This window comes from Streptomyces sp. NPDC058773 (assembly GCF_042746015.1).
Taxonomy (GTDB): domain Bacteria; phylum Actinomycetota; class Actinomycetes; order Streptomycetales; family Streptomycetaceae; genus Streptomyces.
In genome coordinates this window covers 35,479-55,617 of record NZ_JBHYPE010000044.1, presented here as the reverse complement: position 1 = coordinate 55,617, position 20,139 = coordinate 35,479, and the positions used below count along the sequence as shown (strand labels likewise).

At 70.4% G+C, this 20,139-nt stretch carries 17 protein-coding genes; 12 read left to right on the top strand and 5 right to left on the bottom strand.

What is annotated here, in order from left to right; all coding sequences use genetic code 11:
• Together ACFW5B_RS28805 and ACFW5B_RS28800 are read right to left on the bottom strand one after the other, a co-directional pair.
• A partial coding sequence (locus tag ACFW5B_RS28805) for an alpha/beta hydrolase (protein WP_386445686.1) occupies positions 1-1,189 on the bottom strand: 1,189 nt, incomplete at its 3' end.
• Between the two features lie 318 nt (positions 1,190-1,507).
• Complete coding sequence (locus tag ACFW5B_RS28800) at positions 1,508-2,161, bottom strand: TetR/AcrR family transcriptional regulator (RefSeq protein ID WP_386445684.1); 654 nt, start codon at positions 2,159-2,161, stop codon at positions 1,508-1,510.
• 115 nt (positions 2,162-2,276) lie between these two features.
• Here ACFW5B_RS28800 and ACFW5B_RS28795 point away from each other — a divergent pair, with 115 nt between their 5' ends.
• Complete coding sequence (locus tag ACFW5B_RS28795; protein ID WP_386445681.1) at positions 2,277-3,878, top strand: MFS transporter; 1,602 nt, start codon at positions 2,277-2,279, stop codon at positions 3,876-3,878.
• A gap of 691 nt (positions 3,879-4,569) precedes the next feature.
• Positions 4,570-4,995: a peptidase inhibitor family I36 protein gene (locus ACFW5B_RS28790; RefSeq protein ID WP_386445678.1), complete on the top strand. Its 426-nt coding sequence runs from the start codon at positions 4,570-4,572 to the stop codon at positions 4,993-4,995.
• A 128-nt stretch (positions 4,996-5,123) separates the two neighbouring features.
• On the opposite strand, the gene aceE is transcribed toward ACFW5B_RS28790, so the two are convergent.
• On the bottom strand, positions 5,124-7,856 hold the full coding sequence (aceE, locus tag ACFW5B_RS28785) for a pyruvate dehydrogenase (acetyl-transferring), homodimeric type (RefSeq protein WP_386445676.1): 2,733 nt from the start codon (positions 7,854-7,856) through the stop codon (positions 5,124-5,126).
• Positions 7,857-8,371: 515 nt separating this feature from the next.
• On the opposite strand from aceE, the gene ACFW5B_RS28780 reads away from it, so the two are divergent.
• The 6 genes from ACFW5B_RS28780 (at position 8,372) to ACFW5B_RS28755 (ending at position 12,944) form a co-directional block, all read left to right on the top strand.
• On the top strand, positions 8,372-8,803 hold the full coding sequence (locus ACFW5B_RS28780; RefSeq protein WP_386445673.1) for a DUF3052 domain-containing protein: 432 nt from the start codon (positions 8,372-8,374) through the stop codon (positions 8,801-8,803).
• A 147-nt stretch (positions 8,804-8,950) separates the two neighbouring features.
• A complete protein-coding gene (locus ACFW5B_RS28775) occupies positions 8,951-9,409 on the top strand; it encodes a peroxiredoxin (RefSeq protein WP_386445670.1) in 459 nt (152 codons plus the stop codon).
• A gap of 163 nt (positions 9,410-9,572) precedes the next feature.
• Positions 9,573-10,148: a TerD family protein gene (locus tag ACFW5B_RS28770; RefSeq protein WP_386445667.1), complete on the top strand. Its 576-nt coding sequence runs from the start codon at positions 9,573-9,575 to the stop codon at positions 10,146-10,148.
• A gap of 190 nt (positions 10,149-10,338) precedes the next feature.
• The gene (locus ACFW5B_RS28765) at positions 10,339-10,914 is read left to right on the top strand and encodes a TerD family protein (RefSeq protein ID WP_386445664.1); all 576 of its coding nucleotides are present in this window, start codon (positions 10,339-10,341) and stop codon (positions 10,912-10,914) included.
• 52 nt (positions 10,915-10,966) lie between these two features.
• Positions 10,967-12,103: a DUF475 domain-containing protein gene (locus ACFW5B_RS28760; protein WP_386445661.1), complete on the top strand. Its 1,137-nt coding sequence runs from the start codon at positions 10,967-10,969 to the stop codon at positions 12,101-12,103.
• A 97-nt stretch (positions 12,104-12,200) separates the two neighbouring features.
• Positions 12,201-12,944: a Tellurium resistance gene (locus ACFW5B_RS28755; RefSeq protein WP_386445658.1), complete on the top strand. Its 744-nt coding sequence runs from the start codon at positions 12,201-12,203 to the stop codon at positions 12,942-12,944.
• Between the two features lie 89 nt (positions 12,945-13,033).
• On the opposite strand, the gene ACFW5B_RS28750 is transcribed toward ACFW5B_RS28755, so the two are convergent.
• Positions 13,034-14,179: a TerD family protein gene (locus tag ACFW5B_RS28750; RefSeq protein ID WP_386445655.1), complete on the bottom strand. Its 1,146-nt coding sequence runs from the start codon at positions 14,177-14,179 to the stop codon at positions 13,034-13,036.
• A gap of 218 nt (positions 14,180-14,397) precedes the next feature.
• On the opposite strand from ACFW5B_RS28750, the gene ACFW5B_RS28745 reads away from it, so the two are divergent.
• The 4 genes from ACFW5B_RS28745 (at position 14,398) to ACFW5B_RS28730 (ending at position 19,834) form a co-directional block, all read left to right on the top strand.
• Entirely contained in the window at positions 14,398-15,570 is a 1,173-nt protein-coding gene (locus ACFW5B_RS28745) for an HpcH/HpaI aldolase/citrate lyase family protein (protein ID WP_386445652.1), read from the top strand.
• A 15-nt stretch (positions 15,571-15,585) separates the two neighbouring features.
• Positions 15,586-18,099: a phosphoribosyltransferase gene (locus tag ACFW5B_RS28740; RefSeq protein WP_386445649.1), complete on the top strand. Its 2,514-nt coding sequence runs from the start codon at positions 15,586-15,588 to the stop codon at positions 18,097-18,099.
• Positions 18,096-18,971 carry an HAD family hydrolase gene (locus tag ACFW5B_RS28735; RefSeq protein WP_386445646.1) on the top strand — a complete coding sequence of 292 codons (876 nt, stop codon included), beginning with the start codon at positions 18,096-18,098 and terminating at the stop codon, positions 18,969-18,971. The genes ACFW5B_RS28740 and ACFW5B_RS28735 overlap by 4 nt, the downstream gene beginning before the upstream one ends.
• A 203-nt stretch (positions 18,972-19,174) precedes the next feature.
• Positions 19,175-19,834, top strand: a complete 660-nt coding sequence (locus ACFW5B_RS28730; RefSeq protein WP_386445643.1) for an O-methyltransferase — start codon at positions 19,175-19,177, stop codon at positions 19,832-19,834.
• A 68-nt stretch (positions 19,835-19,902) separates the two neighbouring features.
• Here ACFW5B_RS28730 and ACFW5B_RS28725 read toward each other — a convergent pair whose 3' ends face one another.
• Entirely contained in the window at positions 19,903-20,118 is a 216-nt protein-coding gene (locus tag ACFW5B_RS28725; RefSeq protein ID WP_362829442.1) for a zinc ribbon domain-containing protein, read from the bottom strand.
• Positions 20,119-20,139: the final 21 nt, after the last annotated feature.

Below are 20,139 nucleotides of genomic sequence, written 5' to 3'. Positions count from 1 at the left end.
GGGGGTCGCACGCGCTGGCGTCGGGGGTGGGCGCGCCCACCCCGCCGCGCGCTATGGTGCGCTGGCTGGGGGGGCCCGGCGCGATGTCGCCGGCGTGGCCGCCGGCGCCGCCGCCCGACAGGATGCGGGAGCCGAAGGACGGGTCGACCGGGTCGGCGCCGTGCCCGAGCCCGCCGACCTCCAGGTTCGGGATGTCCTGGATCCAGTCGTCGGAGTCCCGCATCGCCCAGACCCGGGCCTGAGTGCCCAGCGCGGAGCGGCTCTTGGCCCGCATACCGGGGCTGCCGGCCACCGCGATGTCCTCGACGTTGGACGGGAGGTCACGGGCCGCGACGCCGCACACCACGGAGCCGTAGCTGTGGCAGAACAGCGAGACGGCGTCGGAGGAGGGCAGCGCGTCCACCAGGGCGCGCAGCCGGACCGCACCGGCCGCGGCGAGCTGCCCGGTGGCGGCCTCGACGCCGACCCCGGCCGGCGAGGTGTAGTCGGCCCAGGCGATCACGGCCGTACGGGCGCCCGGCCGGGCCTGACGCTCGGCGCCGTAGAGGGCGCGCGCCATCCCGACCGGAGCGCTGGTCGCCCGCGCGGTGCGCTCGAAGGTCGTCAGATTGGTGTCCACACCGGGCACCACGACGGACACCCGGTGGGCCGCCGGGAGATTGCCGAAGACCTCGGCGGCCCGGCCGCCGCCGGCCGGATCGAACGCCAGGATCTGCCGGCCGGGCGCCATCATCGATTCGAGGCGGTGCATCAGCCGGCCCGCCTCCTGGCGGCCGACGGGCGTGAGCCGCCGGTCGTTCATCCGGCGTTTCTCGATCCGGCGGGCGTCGTCGATCGCCATCCGGTTGGCGCGGTAGCGCAGCTTCACGGGGGCGCCGCCCATATTGCCGACGACCAGCGGATAGCGGGCCGTGAGCTGCTGTTTCTCGGCCCGGTCGAGGCCGGCGAAGAAGGAGCGGACGGCGGCCGGCGGACCCTGGGGGTCGGGCAGCGGACGCCCGAGGAAGGTGGCGTGCTGCCAGGCGGTTCTGGCGGTGGCCAGCGGGTTGGCGTCCTCCTTGGTACCTCTGACGGCCGTCCACCCGGTTATGGCGAGCATGACGAAGACCACCGCCAGAGCGAGAGCGGCACGCCAGGCCGTGGACTGCAGGAAACCGGAGGAGGGGCCGAGGCCCGAGAACGAATTCACCGCGAGCCACCCTAGGAGACGTGACGGGGCGTCCGCTGTGACCGTGAGTGATATCACGTTTTGCGGTGGGTATTTCGAACAAAACGGACACGGGTCAGCGGTTTCCCGTGCTCAGCCGTGCAGGGCGAACCTCAGGCGGGGCCCGTCATGATCGCTTAGCGGTGTGTCGTCGTCACGGAGAGTGTTGGATTTTGTGAGGGTGGTGCGGGGCGGTGTGTCCGGCCCGGGGGCTTCGCCGGACCGGAACCGGAACGCCCGGTCCATCCCCCGTGGCCGGGCGCCGTGGCGCTCGGTGCGCTCCCCTCGGGCGCGCGGCGCTCAGCGCGTCCCCCAGTCGTCCTCCATGGCCGGCCCGATGTGGTTCATGTAGGACCTGGTCAGCTCGCGGATCGACGCCACGGTGCAGTCCTGGCCCTCGCCCCACACCTGGCCCGCCACCCGCATCACCCCGCCGAACGCGGCGACCAGCACCCGCGGCCGGGGGTCGGTGTCCACGTCCAGCCCTTCACGCCGGGCGATCAGCTGCGCTATCCGCTCCTCCAGTTCGGACGAGCGCCGCAGATGCGCCGCCACCAGGGCGGGCGTCGACTCGATCATCCGGAACGAGCGCATGTACAGCTCCACCGGGATCACCGACTCGATGGCGCTGCCGATGTCGTCCCAGGCCACGATCACGGCGGTGCGCAGGGCGGTCAGCGGCGCCTCCGACGTGGGGCGCGCGGCCAGTTCGTCGAGGAGGCGGGCCTCGACCATCTCCTGGACGGCGAAGGTGACGTCCTCCTTGTTGGCGAAATAGCGGAAGTACGTCCGCTGGGAGACGTTCACCGCCTCCGCGATCTCGTCGATCGTCGTCGTCTCGTACCCGTGCTCCGTGAACAGTTCGAGTGCCGCGCGGATCAGCGCGTCGCGGGTGCGCTGCTTCTTGCGTTCCCGCAGGCCCGCGGGTGCCGTCTGCGGCGTCGGGGTCGCCATCCTGAGCCGCCCTTCCGTGGAGTTCTCGCTGCTCAGGTTACCTGTGAGCGAGATGACAGTTACCGACTCATGAAATGCTTTGTCAATTGTCAGTGGCTGACATTAGCCTCGGGGTATGAGTTCTCAGACCCCGGTCGCCGAAGCCGCGCCGGAACTTCCCGTACCGGATCCCCCCAAGGGGCTGCGCGGTCATCCCTGGCTGACCCTCTTCTCCGTCGCCATCGGCGTCATGATGGTCGCCCTGGACGGCACGATCGTCGCCATCGCCAACCCGGCCATCAAGCAGGACCTCGGCGCCTCTCTCGCCGACGTGCAGTGGATCACCAACGGCTACATGCTCGCCCTGGCCATCTCGCTGATCACGGCCGGCAAGCTCGGTGACCGCTTCGGCCACCGCCAGACCTTCCTGATCGGCATCCTGGGCTTCGCCGCCGCCTCCGCCGCCATCGGCTTCTCCGGCGAGGTCGCGCTGGTCATCACCTTCCGGGTGCTCCAGGGCCTGTTCGGCGCGCTGCTGATGCCCGCGGCGCTGGGGCTGCTGCGCGCCACCTTCCCGGCCGAGAAGCTCAACATGGCGATCGGCATCTGGGGCATGGTCATCGGCGCCTCCACCGCCGGCGGCCCGATAGTCGGCGGACTGCTGGTCGAGCACGTCAACTGGCAGTCCGTGTTCTTCATCAACGTCCCGGTCGGTGTGCTGGCCCTCGTCCTCGGCCTGGTGATCCTCAAGGACCACCGCGCGGAGAACGCGCCCCGTTCGTTCGACATCCCGGGCATCGTGCTGCTCTCCGGCGCGATGTTCTGCCTCATCTGGCCGCTGATCAAGGCGGGGGAGTGGCACTGGGACAGCATGAAGACCTGGGGCTTCCTGATCGCCTCCGTGGTCCTCTTCGTCCTGTTCGCCCTTCTGGAGAGCAAGGTCCGCGAACCGCTCATCCCGCTGCGGATGTTCCGCTCGCTGCCGCTGACCGCCGGCACCGTTCTGATGGTGCTGATGGCCTTCGCCTTCATGGGTGGCCTGTTCTTCGTGACGTTCTACCTCCAGAACGTGCACGGCATGACGCCCGTCGACAGCGGTCTGCACCTGCTGCCGCTCACCGGCATGATGATCGTCGGCTCGCCGCTCGCCGGCGCCCTGATCACCAAGTTCGGCCCGCGCATCCCGCTGGTCGGCGGCATGGTCCTCACCGCCGTCGCCATGTACGGCATGTCCGGCCTCGACACCGGCACCGGCACCGGCCCGATGTCCCTCTGGTTCGCACTGCTCGGCCTGGGCCTCGCGCCCGTCATGGTCGGCGCCACCGAGGTCATCGTCGGCAACGCCCCGCTGGAGCTCTCCGGTGTCGCCGGCGGTCTCCAGCAGGCCGCGATGCAGGTCGGCGGCAGCCTGGGTACGGCCGTGCTCGGCGCGGTGATGGCCTCCCGCGTCGACAACGACCTCCCGGACAAGTGGCGGTCGGCCGGCCTCCCGCCGGTCCCGCCCGCGAAGGCCGCCGAGCTCTCCGACGCCGTCTCGGCCGGTATCGCCCCGGTCCCGAAGGGCACCCCGCCGGAGTTCGCCCAAAAGATCACCTCCGTCGCCCATGAGACCTTCGTGTCCGGCATGGGCCAGGCCTTCACGGTCGCTTGCGGTGTGGCGATCGTCGCGGCGATCGTCGCCATCTTCACCAAGCGCGGCACGAACGCCGAGGCGGGCGCGGGCGTGGGACACATCTGAGCGACGGCGCCCGGCCTGCGGAGCGGCTTACGACTGGCCGGCCCCAGCGGTACCGGTGCGCGGAGCGACCTACGGCCGGTCGGCCCCACCACCGGCGCCCGGCGCGCGGTACGGACGAGGTTCTCTCGTTCGTGCCGCGCGCCGTTGTCTGTGCGGTGGGAGGTGGGGGCGGCACGGCGGCGCCCAGCCGGCCGGCCAGTCGACGAGCGTGCCCGCCGCCCGGCTCGCCCGCCGCCCCCTTTCCCCGCCGCCCAGGTTCCCCGGCCCTCCACCCGCCGCTCCACCACACCGCGCGTCAACCAGCCGCCCCGGCCCGCCGCCGGGCCCCATCTGCCTTGGCCCAGGCGGCAGTTGGCCCCGGGCGCCGGGGCGAATCCCTCATCCGGATGAGCCGGACCGGGAACCCCGCCGCGCCCCCTACGGCCACGGCGTACCGCCACCGGGCGCCGCACCCGGCGGATCACGGGAGGAACGGTTTCCGCAGCCCGCCCGCGCCGTCCCGGGCAGCGTCAACCTCGCGCACCGGGCGTTCCGCTCCGGCGCGGCCGTTCGTCCACATACCTGATCCGGGTGGCAGTGCCGTCACGGGCTTGGCAGCCGCACAGCGCCGTCGCGATGCTCGAAGAGAACCCGCCGCGGGCAGCCGGCCCGCCGCGGTGCCTCAGCGTCGTACTCCACGGGGGAGATTCCCATGCGCCTGCGTACCACCCTGCGTACATCCCGGACCACCGCGCTCCTCGCCGGCCTCCTGGCCGCACTGACCGCGGCGTTCGCCATCCCGCCCGCCCTCGGCACCCCGGCCGCACACGCGGTCGCCGGCCACCGCTCCGCCTCGTCCGGCGACTGCGACGCGGGCCAGCTCTGCCTCTGGACGAAGGCCGACTACGGCGGCGCCCGGCGGACCTACGAACTGTCCGGTACCGACATCGAGAGCTGTGTCCCGCTGCCCAAGGGAAGCCGCGCCGCCGCTCTCGCCAACCGCACGGGCCGGCCGGTCACCACCTACCAGAGCGCGGAGTGCGCCGAGACCGCCGAATTCGACACCTATCCGGGCGGCGGCAGCTGGGTGCCCCGCTCGCCGTACCGGGTCCGGGCGTTCAAGGTGTGGGAGCGCTGAACCGGCCGCCCACGGGCCCGCCGTCGCGCGCCCGTACACCCCGCCCGACAGCACCGCGCCCCCCGGTCCGCGCAGGACGCGGATCGGGGGGCACGGGGAGAGCGCTGCGGCGGCAGGCCGCGGTGAGGTCAGGCGTCGCCGCCCGCCTCACCCGCCTCGGCGGCCGCCACGTCCAGGAGCTGGTAGCGGTCGATCGCCTGCTTCAGCAGCGACCGGTCGACCTTGCCCTCCTTGGCGAGCTCGGTGAGCACGCTCAGGACGATGGACTGCGCGTCGATGTGGAAGAAGCGACGGGCCGCGCCACGGGTGTCCGCGAAGCCGAAGCCGTCGGCACCCAGCGACTGGTACGTGCCGGGAACCCAGCGGGCGATCTGGTCCGGGACGGACCGCATCCAGTCCGAGACCGCGACCTTCGGGCCCTCGGCACCCTGGAGCTTCTGCGTCACGTACGGGACGCGCTGCTCCTCCTCCGGGTGCAGCAGGTTGTGCTCCTCGGCGTCCACCGCCTCGCGGCGCAGCTCGTTCCAGGACGTCGCCGACCAGACATCGGCCTTGACGTTCCACTCGTCCGCCAGGATCTGCTGAGCCTCGACCGCCCACGGCACGGCCACACCCGAGGCGAGGATCTGGGCGCTGTGCTCGCCCTTCTCGCCCGGCTTGACGCGGTGCAGACCCTTGAGGATGCCCTCGACGTCGGCGTCGGCCGGCTCCGCGGGGTGCAGGATCGGCTCGTTGTAGACGGTGAGGTAGTAGAAGATGTCCTCGGCGTTCTCGCCGTACATCCGGCGCAGACCGTCCTTGACGATGTGCGCGATCTCGTAGCCGTAGGCCGGGTCGTAGGCGACACAGGCCGGGTTGGTCGAGGCCAGCAGCTGCGAGTGGCCGTCCGCGTGCTGGAGACCCTCACCGGTCAGCGTCGTACGGCCGGCGGTGGCGCCGAGCACGAAGCCGCGGGCGAGCTGGTCGGCCATCTGCCAGAACTGGTCACCGGTCCGCTGGAACCCGAACATCGAGTAGAAGACATAGACCGGGATCAGCGGCTCGCCGTGCGTCGCATAGGCGGAACCCGCCGCGATCAGCGACGCCGTGCAGCCCGCCTCGGTGATGCCGTCGTGCAGCATCTGGCCGGTCGGCGACTCCTTGTACGCCAGGAGCAGTTCGCGGTCGACCGACTCGTACTGCTGGCCCAGCGGGTTGTAGATCTTGGCCGACGGGAAGAACGCGTCCATGCCGAAGGTGCGGTACTCGTCGGGCGCGATCGGCACGAAGCGCTTGCCGATCTCCTTGTCCCGCATGAGGTCCTTCAGGATGCGGACGAACGCCATGGTCGTGGCGATCTTCTGCTGCCCCGAGCCCTTCTTGGCGCCCGCGTAGGCCTTGTCGTCCGGCAGCTTCAGCGGCTCGGCGCGCACGACACGGGTGGGCACATAGCCGCCCAGGCCCTTGCGGCGGTCGTGCATGTACTGGATCTCTTCGGAGTTCCGGCCCGGGTGGTAGTACGGCGGCAGGCCGTCCTCCAGGTCCTTGTCCGGGATCGGCAGGTGCAGCCGGTCACGGAAGCCCTTGAGGTCCTCGACCGTCAGCTTCTTCATCTGGTGGGTCGCGTTGCGGCCCTCGAAGTTCGGGCCGAGCGTCCAGCCCTTGACGGTCTGCGCGAGGATCACCGTCGGCTGGCCCTTGTGGGCCTTGGCCGCCGCGTACGCCGCGTAGATCTTCTTGTGGTCGTGACCGCCGCGGCCCAGGTGCAGGATCTGGTCGTCGGTCATGTTCTCGACCATCGCGCGCAGGCGGTGGTCGTCACCGAAGAAGTGCTCGCGGATGTACGCACCGGTCTCGGTGGCGTACGTCTGGAACTGGCCGTCGGGGGTGGTGTTGAGCTTGTTGACCAGGATGCCGTCGCGGTCCTGCGCGAGCAGCGGGTCCCAGCTGCGGTCCCACACCAGCTTGATCACGTTCCAGCCGGCGCCGCGGAACTGCGACTCCAGCTCCTGCATGATCTTGCCGTTGCCGCGGACCGGGCCGTCGAGGCGCTGCAGGTTGCAGTTGACGACGAAGGTCAGGTTGTCGAGGCCCTCACGGGCGGCGATGGACAGCTGGCCGAGCGACTCGGGCTCGTCCATCTCGCCGTCGCCGAGGTAGGCCCAGACGTGCGACTTGGAGGTGTCGGCGATACCGCGCGCCTCCATGTAGCGGTTCATCCGCGCCTGGTAGATCGCGCCGAGCGGACCGAGACCCATCGAGACGGTCGGGAACTCCCAGAAGTCCGGCATCAGCCGCGGGTGCGGGTAGCTGGACAGCCCGTCGGGAGCCTTCGACTTCTCCTGGCGGAAGGCGTCGAGCTGGTTCTCGTTCAGCCGGTCCAGGAGGTACGCGCGGGCGTAGACACCGGGCGAGGCATGGCCCTGGAAGAAGATCTGGTCGCCGCCGTCACCCCCGTCCTTGCCCCGGAAGAAGTGGTTGAAGCCCACGTCGTAGAGGGAGGCGGAGGAGGCGAAGGTGGCGATGTGGCCACCGACGCCGATGCCCGGACGCTGGGCGCGCGAGACCATCACGGCGGCGTTCCACCGGGTCGCGTTGAGGACCTTGCGCTCGATCTCCTCGTTGCCCGGGAAGAACGGCTCGTCCTTGGTCGCGATGGTGTTGACGTAGTCCGTGCTGCGCATCTCGGGCACGGCCACACGCTTCTCGCGGGCGCGCTCGATCAGGCGGAGCATGAGGTAGCGGGCACGTTCCCGGCCTCGCTCGTCGACGGCCGCGTCGAGCGAGTCGAGCCATTCCTGGGTCTCTTCGGGATCGAAGTCCGGGACCTGGCTGGGAAGGCCGCCAATGATGATCGGGTTTCGATCGGATCCGGAAGCCACGCTGTTCCTTCGTGTTCGGTTCGTGTCGTGCCCCGCAAGGGATTGATGCTGCGCACGGACGAATGCTGTCTCTGCCTTGGTGTCGCGCCGTCTTCCATCGTGTACCGAGCCACAGGGATACGTCACCTCTACTGATGGGTAACCCGTCAGTAGAGAGATGGCGCTGAAAAGGCCGATTTCTCGGGTCGGCCAAATCGCAACCATACGCCCATGTCGAAAGTGCTTCGCGTACGGACGTGCGGACCCCGAAATCAGGTCCGCGAGCGGCGGCTGCCCCCCGAAGGGACCAGTCAGGCGCGAGTACCCGATAAACCCTGCAGAAAGCTGTGTCGTGAATCACTTCAGCCTCTCCCGCAGGGGTCGCGGTTGCGGCGAGACGCCGCCAAACGTCACCGTTTCGGCGGTCTGGACCGCCGGGTACTTGCGCGATCCGCCCGGCCCGTGTGGACTACGCCCAATGCTCCGCGCACGCGCGGGGTCCCCGAGCATTTCCGAAACATGACAGGAGGCAATCCGTGAGCGCGACCGCGGACCACGCGGAGGAGCGGACCAACCCTGCCGCCAGGCTGGGGTTCGAGCCCGGACAGGTGGTCCAGGAGATCGGTTACGACGATGACGTCGATCAGGATCTCCGCGAAGGCATTGAGACCGTGATCGGCCAGGATCTCGTCGACGAGGACTACGACGACGTGTGTGACGTCGTGGTGCTGTGGTTCCGCGACGAGGACGGCGACCTCACGGACGCGCTGGTGGACGCCATCGGCCTGATCGACGAGGGCGGGCAGATCTGGCTGCTGACCCCGAAGACCGGCCGTGACGGCTACGTCGAGCCGAGCGACATCAATGAGGCCGCGCAGACCGCGGGTCTGTCCCAGACCAAGAGCATCAACGCGGCCAAGGACTGGACCGGCAGCCGCCTGGTCACGCCCAAGTCCGGCAAGCGCTGAGCCACCCCGACTCGACGTTCGCCGCCGAGCCCCTTCCGCCTGTTCCGGAGGGGGCTCGGCCCTGTTCAGGACAGGTTCCCCGGACGTGTGCACCGGCGCGTAGGGTTGGTCGCGTCCTGTTGTGAGTGAGCGGAAGGGAAGCACCCCATGGCGATCGAGGTCGGCACGAAGGCTCCGGATTTCGAGCTGAAGAACCAGCACGGCGAACTGGTCAAGCTCTCCGACTTCCGCGGCGAGAAGGCCGTCGTCCTCCTCTTCTACCCCTTCGCTTTCACCGGTGTGTGCACCGGCGAGCTCTGCGCGCTCCGTGACGAGCTGCCGAAGTTCGTCAACGACGACGTGCAGCTGCTGGCCGTCTCCAACGACTCCCCGTTCTCGCTGCGCATCTTCGCCGAGCAGGAGGGCCTGGAGTACCCGCTGCTGTCCGACTTCTGGCCGCACGGCGAGGCCTCGCGGGCGTACGGCGTCTTCGACGAGGAGAAGGGCTGCGCGGTGCGCGGCACCTTCATCATCGACAAGGAGGGCGTGGTGCGCTGGACGGTCGTCAACGGCCTGCCCGACGCCCGCGACCTGAACGACTACGTCAAGGCGCTCGGCACCCTCTGAGCCGGCGCACTCTCCCGGGTACCGCTGCGCCCACCGGGCCGACATCCGCATGATCCAGGTGCGAGAGCTGCAATCGGTGGGAACCGGTCACTAGGATCAATTCGTTGATCCGATGCCATGCACGATGGGGGCGCAGGTACCCCTCGAATCTATGGGAGGACTCGTGGGAGTCAGCCTCAGCAAGGGCGGCAACGTCTCGCTGACGAAGGAAGCCCCCAATCTGACCGCCGTCGTCGTCGGTCTGGGCTGGGATGCGCGTACCACCACCGGTACGGACTTCGACCTGGACGCCAGCGCCCTGCTGACGAACGACCAGGGCAAGGTGGGCAACGACCAGAACTTCGTGTTCTTCAACAACCTGAAGAGCCCGGACGGTTCGGTCGAGCACACCGGTGACAACATCACTGGTGAGGGCGAGGGCGACGACGAGCAGATCAAGGTGAATCTGGCCGCCGTCCCGGCCGATGTCGCCAAGATCGTCTTTCCGGTGTCGATCTACGACGCCGAGACCCGCCAGCAGAGCTTCGGCCAGGTCCGCAACGCCTTCATCCGCGTGGTCAACCAGGCCGACAACAACGAGCTGGCGCGTTACGACCTGAGCGAGGACGCCTCGACCGAGACCGCCATGGTCTTCGGCGAGCTGTACCGCAACGGCGCGGAGTGGAAGTTCCGGGCCATCGGCCAGGGCTACGCCTCGGGCCTGCGCGGCATCGCGCAGGACTTCGGCGTCAACGTCTGACCGGGCCGGACCCGGGTCCGATCGACGACGCCGCCAGGGCAGTGCCGTAGCGGCGGCTGCCCGGGCCAAGAACGACCGCGTCCGGCGCCGTACGTCCCCGCCCGGGGAGTGCGGCGCCGGACGCGCGTGAACGAGGGTGACGGGCCGCGCGCCGGGCGGGCCCGCACCGACACCGGGGAGGATGCGAACGATGAGCGTCACGCTTGCCAAGGGGGGCAATGTCTCCCTGTCCAAGGCCGCGCCGGATCTCACGCAGATCATGGTCGGCCTCGGCTGGGACGCGCGGTCCACGACCGGAGCGCCGTTCGACCTGGACGCCAGCGCGCTGCTGTGCCAGGCCGGCCGGGTGCTGGGGGACGAGTACTTCGTCTTCTACAACAACCTCAAGAGCCCCGAGGGCTCCGTCGAGCACACCGGGGACAACCTCACCGGCGAAGGTGAGGGCGACGACGAGTCGATCCTGGTGGATCTTTCCCAGGTGCCCGAACAGGTCGACAAGATCGTCTTTCCGGTCTCCATTCATGAGGCGGATCTGCGCGGCCAGAGCTTCGGCCAGGTCAGCAATGCCTTTATCCGCATCGTCAATCAGGCCGACGGCAGTGAACTCGCCCGCTACGACCTCAGTGAGGACGCCTCCGGCGAAACCGCGATGATCTTCGGCGAGGTCTATCGCTACCAGGGCGAATGGAAGTTCCGGGCAGTGGGGCAGGGGTACGCGTCGGGTCTCCGGGGCATCGCTCTAGACTTCGGGGTCAACGTTTCGTAAAGCGCCGCGCGCTGCGCGCGGGGGACCCACACACCGAGGGAATGGGTAGGCAGTGCTCCTGAAAACCTTTGGCTGGTCGTTCGCCGTCACGGCGCTCGGCCTCGCCTTGGCGGGCGTGCTCTGGGGGTGGCAGGGGCTGGCGATTGTCGGGATCCTGTCCGTCCTGGAGATCTCCGTCTCGTTCGACAACGCCGTCATCAACGCAGGCATCCTGCGCAAGATGAACGCCTTCTGGCAGAAGATCTTCCTTACGCTCGGCATCCTGATCGCCGTGTTCGGCATGCGACTGGTGTTCCCGGTCGTCATTGTCGCGATCACCGCGAAGCTGGGGCCGATCGAGGCGGTCAACCTCGCCATCCATGACAAGGCGCAATACCAGGAACTGGTCACCAGCGCCCATCCGGCCATCGCGGCCTTCGGCGGAATCTTCCTGCTGATGATCTTCCTCGACTTCATATTCGAGGAGCGCGATTACAAGTGGCTGTCCTGGATCGAAAAGCCCATGGCCAAGATGGGCAAGCTGGACACCCTGTCCATCATCATCGCGCTGGTCGCCCTGCTGGTGGCCGCGATGACGGTGGCCACCGACGTCGCGCACGGCGGCGGTGACAAGAGCGCCACGGTGCTGCTGTCCGGCGTCGCGGGCCTGATCACGTACCTCGTCGTCGGCGGTATCTCCGGCTACTTCGAGGAAAAGCTGGAGGAGGACGAGGACGACGAGGAGGCGGGCGACGGGGCCGCGGCGGCTCCCGCCACGAACGGCAACGGCTCGGCCGTCGGCCTGGCCGGCAAGGCCGCGTTCTTCATGTTCCTCTACCTCGAGGTCATCGACGCGTCCTTCTCCTTCGACGGCGTCATCGGTGCGTTCGCGATCACCAACGACATCTTCATGATGGCGCTGGGCCTGGGCATCGGCGCGATGTACATCCGGTCGCTGACCGTCTTCCTGGTCCGCAAGGGGACCCTGGAGGACTACGTCTACCTGGAGCACGGCGCCCACTACGCGATCGGCGCGCTGGCCGTCATCCTGCTCATCACGATCAAGTACGAGGTCAGCGAGGTCATCACCGGCCTGGTGGGCATCGTGCTGATCGCCCTCTCGTTCGGCTCTTCCGTGCTCCGGAACCGGCGCGAGGGCCGGTCGGGGGACAGCTCCGGAGACAAGGCGGAGGTCGCGTCCGGAGTGTGACGCGGCGCTGATTGAGGAACGCTCATTGCGGGGCGGCCTGAGGTGCGGACCTCGGGCCGCCCCGTAGTAGTCGGGGCCGAGCAATGGGGTGGGCAAGGTGTCGTTCCTGGGGAACCTGTGGCGCGGTGGCGCGCAGAAGTATGACTTCGACAGCGGTGGTGCGTCGTATGTCGTCGAGCTGACGAAGCGGAATCCGGCCGTCTCGCTGACCAAGCAGGGGGCCGCCACCGGACATCTGCGGGTCAATCTGCACTGGCAGATGCGGACTTCGGACCTTCATGAGCGGGGCGGCCCGGGCCGGGGCGGGCTGCTGCGGCATCCGGGCAAGCTGTTCAAGCCCGAGGTCGTCCAGGCGCAGGGGCCGGCCGTGGTCAACGTCGACCTGGACCTGGCCTGTCTGTACGAGCTCAAGGACGGCACCAAGGGCGTGGTGCAGCCGCTGGGCAGCTTCCTGGGGGATCTCAACGGGGCGCCCTTCGTCCAGCTCAGCGGGGACGACCGCTTCGGATCCGGGTCCGGTGAGACGCTGTACATCAACCTGGACCAGCGCGACGAGATCAAGCGCATGCTGATCTTCGTCTACATCTACGACGGCACACCGGCCTTCGACCGCACACACGCGGTCGTGACGCTCTACCCGAGCAGTGGGCCGCGGGTCGAGGTCAAGCTGGACGAGCGGGCGCCGCAGGCTCGCTCCTGCGCGGTCTTCATGCTGGAGAACGTGAAGGGCGAGCTGACGGTGCGCCGCGAGGTGAAGTACGTCTACGGCTTCCAGGCGGAGCTCGACCGGCTGTACGGCTGGGGGCTCCAGTGGGGGCGGGGCTACAAGTCCAAGGTGTGAGCCGCCCCGTGCGGCGCAGCACCCGGAGTGGTACGGGGTGTGCGCCGCCGGTTGTGCGGTGGCCGTCCGGGGCCCCGCCGGGTCATCCGCTAACGGCGCTGGAACTGCGGCCCCTGAGGCGGCAGGACGAAGGACGGGTCCGGCACGAAGGGCTGCTGCATCGGGTAGCCGTACGTCGAGGCGGGGTGCGGCTGGGGCTGTGGAGCGCCGTACGGGGACGGTGGCTGCTGCGGGGGCTGGTACTGGGGCGGCGGCCCCGGGTAGCCGTAGGCGGGCTGGGCCGGGGGCTGCGCCGGCAGGGGCGGAACCTGCTGGGGGTAGCCGTAGCCGCCGCTCGTGGGCGGGGGTGCCGCGGGGGGCGTGGCGACGGGGGACTGCGGTGCGGCCGGGCCCTGCTCGGGCAGCGCATCCGCCACATGCTGGGTGGCGGCATCGGGGTCCGACGCCGGAGGGGTCTGCGCGTCCGCCGCGGAGGGCGGGCCCGAGGCCTCTTCCGGCCAGGTGCTGGGCGGCGGGGTCACGGGGGAGTCGGCGGGGCCGTTCGCCGGACCGCCGGCGGACGGGCTGCCGGAGGCGGCGGCGCCCGGTGCGCCCTCCGGGGACGGCACGTGGGCCGTCGTGGCATCCGAGCCGGACGGGGCCGACGTGGGCGCCTTTGCGGCCGGAGGACCGGAGGGGCCGGCGTCCGCCTCGTTCTCGTCCACCGAGATCCCGAACTCGGTCGCCAGACCGACCAGTCCGGTCTCGTACCCCTGCCCCAGCGCACGGAACTTCCAGGAATCGGCGCGGCGGTACAACTCCCCGCAGATCAGGGCCGTCTCGTCACCCGTCTCGGGCACCACATCGAAGACCGCGAGCGGTTCGCCGTCGCTCGCCGCCGCGTCGTACAGCCGGACCTGCAGATCCGTGACGCCCGCGAACGCGCCGCCGTCCGACGACGCGGCCAGCACCACCCGGTCCACCGACGGGTCCAGCGCCGTCAGATCCGCCTCGATGGTGTCGGCCAGCTTGTCGGCGAGCTGGGCCTTGGGCAGATGCCGCACCAGGCCGCTGGGGTGGCGTGGCTGGTTGTAGAAGACGAAGTCCTCGTCGGAGCGCACGCGTCCCTCGGGTCCCACCAGCAGGGCCGAGGCGTCGACATCCGGAACATCCGCGCCGGGCGTCCAGCGCAGTACGGCCCGAACAGCCGTGGCATCGAGGGGTACGTTCGACCCTTTCAGCATCGCGTGCGTCATGCCGTCATCCTGCCTTCCCTGAGGTCGCAGGGACAACGCGGGGGCCTTGGTGGGGTGCAGCGGGCTCCCTCGCGGACGCCCGGGTGACTCGTGGGGGTTACGTGATTTTCATGTACGCGGGAACTTTCCACACCCCCGCGCACGTACGATTACCGGCTGGATCCAGACAGCGAGACGCAGCGGGGGTGCCCGGGTCCCGCAGGCAGACGGGGAGATTTATGCGGCATTTTGGGCATCTTGCGCCTGGCATCCGGAACACGTTGTTCCATCAGGAGCCGGTGGACTTCACCGCCGATTCCCCGGCCCGCACGCTCGCGGTCGCGCTGGGTGCCACCCTCTACAGCCCCGCCACCCGCCCGCACCTCGCCGCCGACGTCCTCAAACAGGCCGGGCGCGGCGTGATGTCCATGGTGCTGTGCCTCGAGGACTCGATAAGCGACGCGGAGGTCGCCGCCGGCGAGGAGAATCTCGTACGGCAGCTCGGTCTCCTCGACGAGGCGGCCGCCGCCGGCGCCTGCCTTCCGCTGCTGTTCGTCCGCGTCCGCACCCCCGAGCAAATAGCGGACCTGGTGGGCCGGATGGGCGCCGCCGTCCACAGACTGTCCGGATTCGTACTTCCGAAATTCACCGAGGAGCGCGGAATCCCGTTCCTTGAGGCGCTGGCCGTGGCCGAGTCCGTCTGCTCCCGCCGGCTCTTCGCGATGCCTGTGCTGGAGTCCCCCCAGCTGCTGCATCTGGAGAGCCGCGCCGAGACCCTCCAGGGCATCGCCCGGACCGTCGACAAATACCGGGACCGGGTGCTGGCGCTGCGGCTCGGCGTCACGGACTTCTGCTCCGCCTACGGCCTGCGCAGACCGCCCGACATGACGGCGTACGACGTCCAGATCGTCGCCTCCGTGATCGCCGACGTGGTGAATGTGCTCGGACGGGTCGACGGCACGGGCTTCACGGTCACCGGGCCGGTGTGGGAGTACTTCCGGCTGCACGAGCGGATGTTCAAGCCGCAGCTGCGGCGCAGCCCGTTCCTCGGACGCGCAGAGGACCTGCGGACGGCGCTGATCGAGCACGACATGGACGGCCTGCTGCGCGAGATCGAACTCGACCGTGCCAACGGCCTGCAGGGCAAGACCTGCATCCACCCCTCGCATGTCGCGCCGGTGCACGCCCTCTCGGTCGTCAGCCATGAGGAGTTCAGCGACGCGGTCGACATCCTGCGGCCCGAACGCGGCGACGGCGGGGTGCTGCGCTCCTCGTACACGAACAAGATGAACGAGGTGAAACCCCACCGGGCCTGGGCCGAGCGGACCCTGCTGCGCGCCGAGGCCTTCGGGGTCGCCCGGGAGGGCATCGGATTCGTGGAACTGCTGACGGCGAGCGTGCCGCAGGGCTGATCTGCGGTGACCGAGATGAACGACACGACGGAGGAGACGGAACGCGTGGTCTGGACAGGGGAATGGGTCGCCGGCCGGCTCGGGGTCTCGCTGAGCGGCGGGGACGAGCTGCCGGAACTGCTCGGGCTCGCGCTGCGGCGCAACCCCAAGCGGGCCCATCTGCTCGTGTCGAACGTGCTCGGCAAGCATGTGCCGCAGCGACCGGGCGTGGTCCATGGCGCCGGCGTCGGGCTGGGACGCCGGGTGCGGGAGCTGCTGGGCGACGAGGACGCCGCCCGCTCCGTCGTGCTGGGCTACGCCGAGACCGCCACCGGCCTCGGGCACTCGGTCGCCGACGGCCTCGCCCTCGCGCCCTATCTGCACTCCACCCGGCGCCCGGTGGCCGGTGCGGCGCAGGCCGGCGGCTTCGAGGAGGAGCACAGCCACGCCACCTCGCATCTGCTGCTCCCCGAGGACCGGGACCTCCTGGCCGGGGACGGGCCGTTGGTGCTGGTCGACGACGAGTTCTCCACCGGCCGGACCGTCCTGAACACCATCAGGGCGCTGCATGCGCGCTTCCCGCGCGAACGGTACGTGGTCGTCGCCCTGGTCGACATGCGTTCCGACGCGGACCGCGGCCGTCTGGAGAAGTTCGCGGCGGAACTGGGCGCCCGCGTCGACCTCGTCGCGCTGGCCGCGGGCGGCGTAGACCTGCCCGAGGACGTGCTGACCCGCGGCCAGGAACTCGTCGCCGCACACGAGGAGCCGGGGGCTGCCTCGGGGAGGGCGGCTGCGGATGACGGGCGGCACGCGGCAGCTGCCCCGGCCGCGCCCGGCGGCCCCGGCGCGGACCTCGTACGGATCGACCTCGGCTGGCCCGTGGGACTGCCGGACGGTGGCAGGCACGGCTTCACACCGGCGCACCGGGAACGCCTGGAGGCCGGGCTGCCGGAGATGGCCGGCCGTATTGCCCAGCGGCTGGACGGCGCCCGCCGCGTCCTCGTCCTCGGCAACGAGGAACTGATGTACGCGCCGCTGCGGATGGCCGAGGCTCTGGACGCGCTTGTCGCGCCGGAGGCTCACGGGGACGGCGTCTTCTTCTCCACCACCACCCGGTCGCCGGTGCTCGCCGTCGACGACCCCGGCTACGCGATCCGGACCCGGCTGTCCTTCCCCGCCCACGACGCTCCCGCCGACGGGCCGGGCGAGCGGTACGCCTACAACGTCGCCGCCGGCACCGACCCCGACCGCCGCTTCGACGCCATCGTGGCCGTCGTCGACTCGCACGGCGACCGCCCCGAACTGCACGCCGCCGACGGTCTGCTGCACCGGCTCGCCGCGCACACCGACCGGCTGCTGCTCGCCGTCATCCCCTCGTACGCCCCGCGACCACAGGCCGGACCCATGCCCCTCCCCGAGCCGCTGCGCGGCCCCGCCTTCTCCTCCTACACGGCCGACGAGGTCGGCTGGCTGCTGCAGGATCTCTCCGAGGTGACCCTGGAGGCGCCGACCGAGGAGCGCGAGGAGGCGATTCAGCGTGGCGGCGCCCACTACGCGGAGTCGCTGCCCGTCGAATACCAGCCGAGCGAGGAGTACCAGGCGCTGTTCCACAGCGCGCTGGAGGCTTCCGCGAGCCGGATCGCGCGGGCCGTCGGGACGGTCACCGAGACCGTGCTCGCCGAGCGCGGTCCACGTCCCGTGCTGGTCTCGCTGGCGCGGGCCGGGACCCCCGTCGGGGTGCTGATGCGCCGCTGGGCGCGGCACGCGCACGGCCTGGACCTGCCGCACTACGCGGTCTCGATCGTCCGCGGCCGGGGCATCGACACCACGGCGCTCCGGTGGCTGGCCGCGCATCACGATCCGGCGGATGTCGTCTTCGTGGACGGCTGGACCGGCAAGGGGGCCATCACCCGTGAACTCGCCCAGGCCCTGGCGGACTTCCCGGGCTTCGACCCGCGGATCGCCGTGCTCGCCGACCCCGGCGGCTGTGTCGAGACGTACGGCACCCGCGACGACTTCCTCATCCCGTCGGCCTGCCTCAACTCCACCGTCTCCGGTCTCATATCGCGCACCGTCCTGCGCGATGACCTCGTGGGGCCGGATGACTTCCACGGCGCGAAGTTCTACCGCCATCTGGCCGGAACCGATGTGTCGCGCGCCTTCCTGGACACAATCGGCGCGCGCTTCGACGACGTCGCCCCGGACGTCGCCGCCGACGTGAAGGTGCTGGCCGCCGCCGACCGGGCCCCCACCTGGGAAGGCTGGGCGGCCGTCGAGCGGATCAGCGAGGAGTACGGCATCCATGACGTGAACCTCGTGAAGCCCGGTGTCGGCGAGACCACCCGCGTCCTGCTGCGCCGGGTCCCCTGGAAGATCCTGGCCCGGCGGGGAGCCGGAACGGATCTCGATCATGTGCGCCTCCTGGCGGAACAACGGGGCGTGCCGGTCGAAGAGGTCGACGAACTTCCCTACACCTGCGTCGGGTTGATCCACCCCCGCTTCACCCGCGGGGCCACGGGTGCCGACGGCAAGGCGGTGGCCACCCGATGAGCCGCCGGCCCCTCGCCCACCGCCACCCTTCCCTGGAAGCGCTGCGCGCTGCCCCTGTTCTGGTCGCCAGCGACCTCGACCGCACCCTGATCTATTCGGCCGCGGCACTGGGCCTGGCCATGCCCGACGCCGAGGCGCCCCGGCTCCTGTGCGTGGAGACCTACGAGCGCAAGCCGCTGTCCTATATGACGGAGACCGCTGCCGGGCTGCTCGCCGAACTGGCCGGCACGACCACCTTCGTGCCGACCACCACCCGCACCCGTGAGCAGTACGCCCGCATTCATCTCCCCGGCCCGCCCCCGGAGTTCGCGATCTGCGCCAACGGCGGCCATCTGCTCGTACGGGGCGAGTCGGACCCGGACTGGCAGCGCAGCGTCGCCCGGCGGCTCGCCGCACAGTGCGCGCCCCTGGACGAGATCCGCACGCATCTCGTCCGCACCGCCGACCCGGCCTGGCTGCTCAAGGAGCGGGTCGCGGAGGACCTCTTCGCCTATCTCGTCGTGGAGCGGCCGCTGTTGCCGGACACCTGGGTGAAGGACCTCACCGGCTGGGCCGACGAACGCGGCTGGACGGTGTCCCTCCAGGGCCGCAAGATCTATGCCGTGCCGCAGCCGCTGACCAAGAGCGCAGCCGTGGCGGAGGTGGCGCGCCGCACCGGGGCGTCCGAGATCCTCGCGGCCGGCGACTCCCTCCTCGACGCCGATCTGCTGCTGGCCGCGGACCGCGGATGGCGGCCCGGACACGGCGAGCTGGCCGACTCCGGCTGGCAGGCCCCTCATGTCACGGCGCTCGACGAGCGGGGTGTGGCCGCGGGCGAGGAGATCGTGCGGGCCTTCCTCCGCGGCGGCGTAGCTCCGGGCCACGCCGGCTGACACGACGACGACGTCCGCCCATGGCCGTCGGGCCGTCATGGGCGACGTCGGAGTGACGGCGCTTCGGGGGAGGAAGACGGCGCGTCGGGGAAGGGACAAAACCGCGGACGGTTGGTGAGGGGCTCGACTACTGTCACCGAGTCGGTCGGCCGCACCGACCGGCGATCCGTCGGGACGACGATCCTTCTTCATGAGGAGAGCGAGTGGCTGAGTCCAAGAGCACGCCGATCACAGCGGAGCTGTACACCTACGTTCTCGCCCACAATCCGCCGCTGAACGCCGCGCAGCGGGACATCGTGGAGCTCACACACCAACAGTTCCCTGAAGCGGCGGGCATGCAGTCGGCCGAGGAGCAGGGGCCGCTGCTGGCGTTCCTGGTCCGGCTGACCGGGGCGCGGCGCGTCGTCGAGGTAGGGACGTTCACGGGCTTCTCGACGCTGTCGATGGCCCAGGCGTTGCCCGAGGACGGCACGCTGATCGCCTGCGACGTATCCGAGGAGTGGACCGCCTACGGCCGGGAGTCCTGGGCCAAGGCCGGCGTCGCGGACCGCATCGACCTGCGGATCGCGCCCGCGCTGGAGACCCTGCGGGCGATGCCGGACGAGCCGCACATCGACCTCGCCTATCTCGACGCGGACAAGGGCGGCTACATCGCCTACTGGGAGGAGCTGGTGCCCCGGCTGCGGCCGGGCGGCCTGATCGTCGCGGACAACGTGCTGTATCAGGGGGAGGTCGCCGACCCGGCGGCGACCGGGTCGGCCCTGGCCATCCGGGCGTTCAACGACCACGTTCTGGCGGACGCCCGGATGGAGGCGGTCATGCTCACCGTGGCGGACGGGTTGACGCTGGCGCGCAAGCGGTAGCGGCGACGGCGCCGGGGGCCGGGGCCGCCACGACGTGGCACGGCCCCCGTGAAAACGCCCCTGGCGTCCTAGCCGCAGCAGCCGCCTCCGCAGCAACCGCCGCCCCCACCGCTCGGGGCGCGGGCGGGGGCGGCCGCGGAGCCGCCGACGGCGACCGTGGAGAGCAGCTTCACGGTGTCCTCGTGGCCCTCGGGGCAGACGGCCGGGGCGGAGGACTCGGCCATCGGCCGGTTCAGCTCGAAGGTGGAGCCACAGGGGCGGCACCGGTATTCGTAACGGGGCATGGGCACAGGTTAGCCGCGGCG

What these genes read in the sequence shown, in the direction of transcription:
- ACFW5B_RS28750 (WP_386445655.1), bottom strand. Translation starts at nt 14,179, where the DNA reads ATGACGCACGCGATGCTGAAAGGGTCGAACGTACCCCTCGATGCCACG.
- ACFW5B_RS28725 (WP_362829442.1), bottom strand. Translation starts at nt 20,118, where the DNA reads ATGCCCCGTTACGAATACCGGTGCCGCCCCTGTGGCTCCACCTTCGAG.
- ACFW5B_RS28795 (WP_386445681.1), top strand. Translation starts at nt 2,277, where the DNA reads ATGAGTTCTCAGACCCCGGTCGCCGAAGCCGCGCCGGAACTTCCCGTA.
- ACFW5B_RS28735 (WP_386445646.1), top strand. Translation starts at nt 18,096, where the DNA reads ATGAGCCGCCGGCCCCTCGCCCACCGCCACCCTTCCCTGGAAGCGCTG.
- ACFW5B_RS28765 (WP_386445664.1), top strand. Translation starts at nt 10,339, where the DNA reads ATGAGCGTCACGCTTGCCAAGGGGGGCAATGTCTCCCTGTCCAAGGCC.
- ACFW5B_RS28800 (WP_386445684.1), bottom strand. Translation starts at nt 2,161, where the DNA reads ATGGCGACCCCGACGCCGCAGACGGCACCCGCGGGCCTGCGGGAACGC.
- ACFW5B_RS28740 (WP_386445649.1), top strand. Translation starts at nt 15,586, where the DNA reads ATGAACGACACGACGGAGGAGACGGAACGCGTGGTCTGGACAGGGGAA.
- ACFW5B_RS28775 (WP_386445670.1), top strand. Translation starts at nt 8,951, where the DNA reads ATGGCGATCGAGGTCGGCACGAAGGCTCCGGATTTCGAGCTGAAGAAC.
- ACFW5B_RS28790 (WP_386445678.1), top strand. Translation starts at nt 4,570, where the DNA reads ATGCGCCTGCGTACCACCCTGCGTACATCCCGGACCACCGCGCTCCTC.
- ACFW5B_RS28745 (WP_386445652.1), top strand. Translation starts at nt 14,398, where the DNA reads ATGCGGCATTTTGGGCATCTTGCGCCTGGCATCCGGAACACGTTGTTC.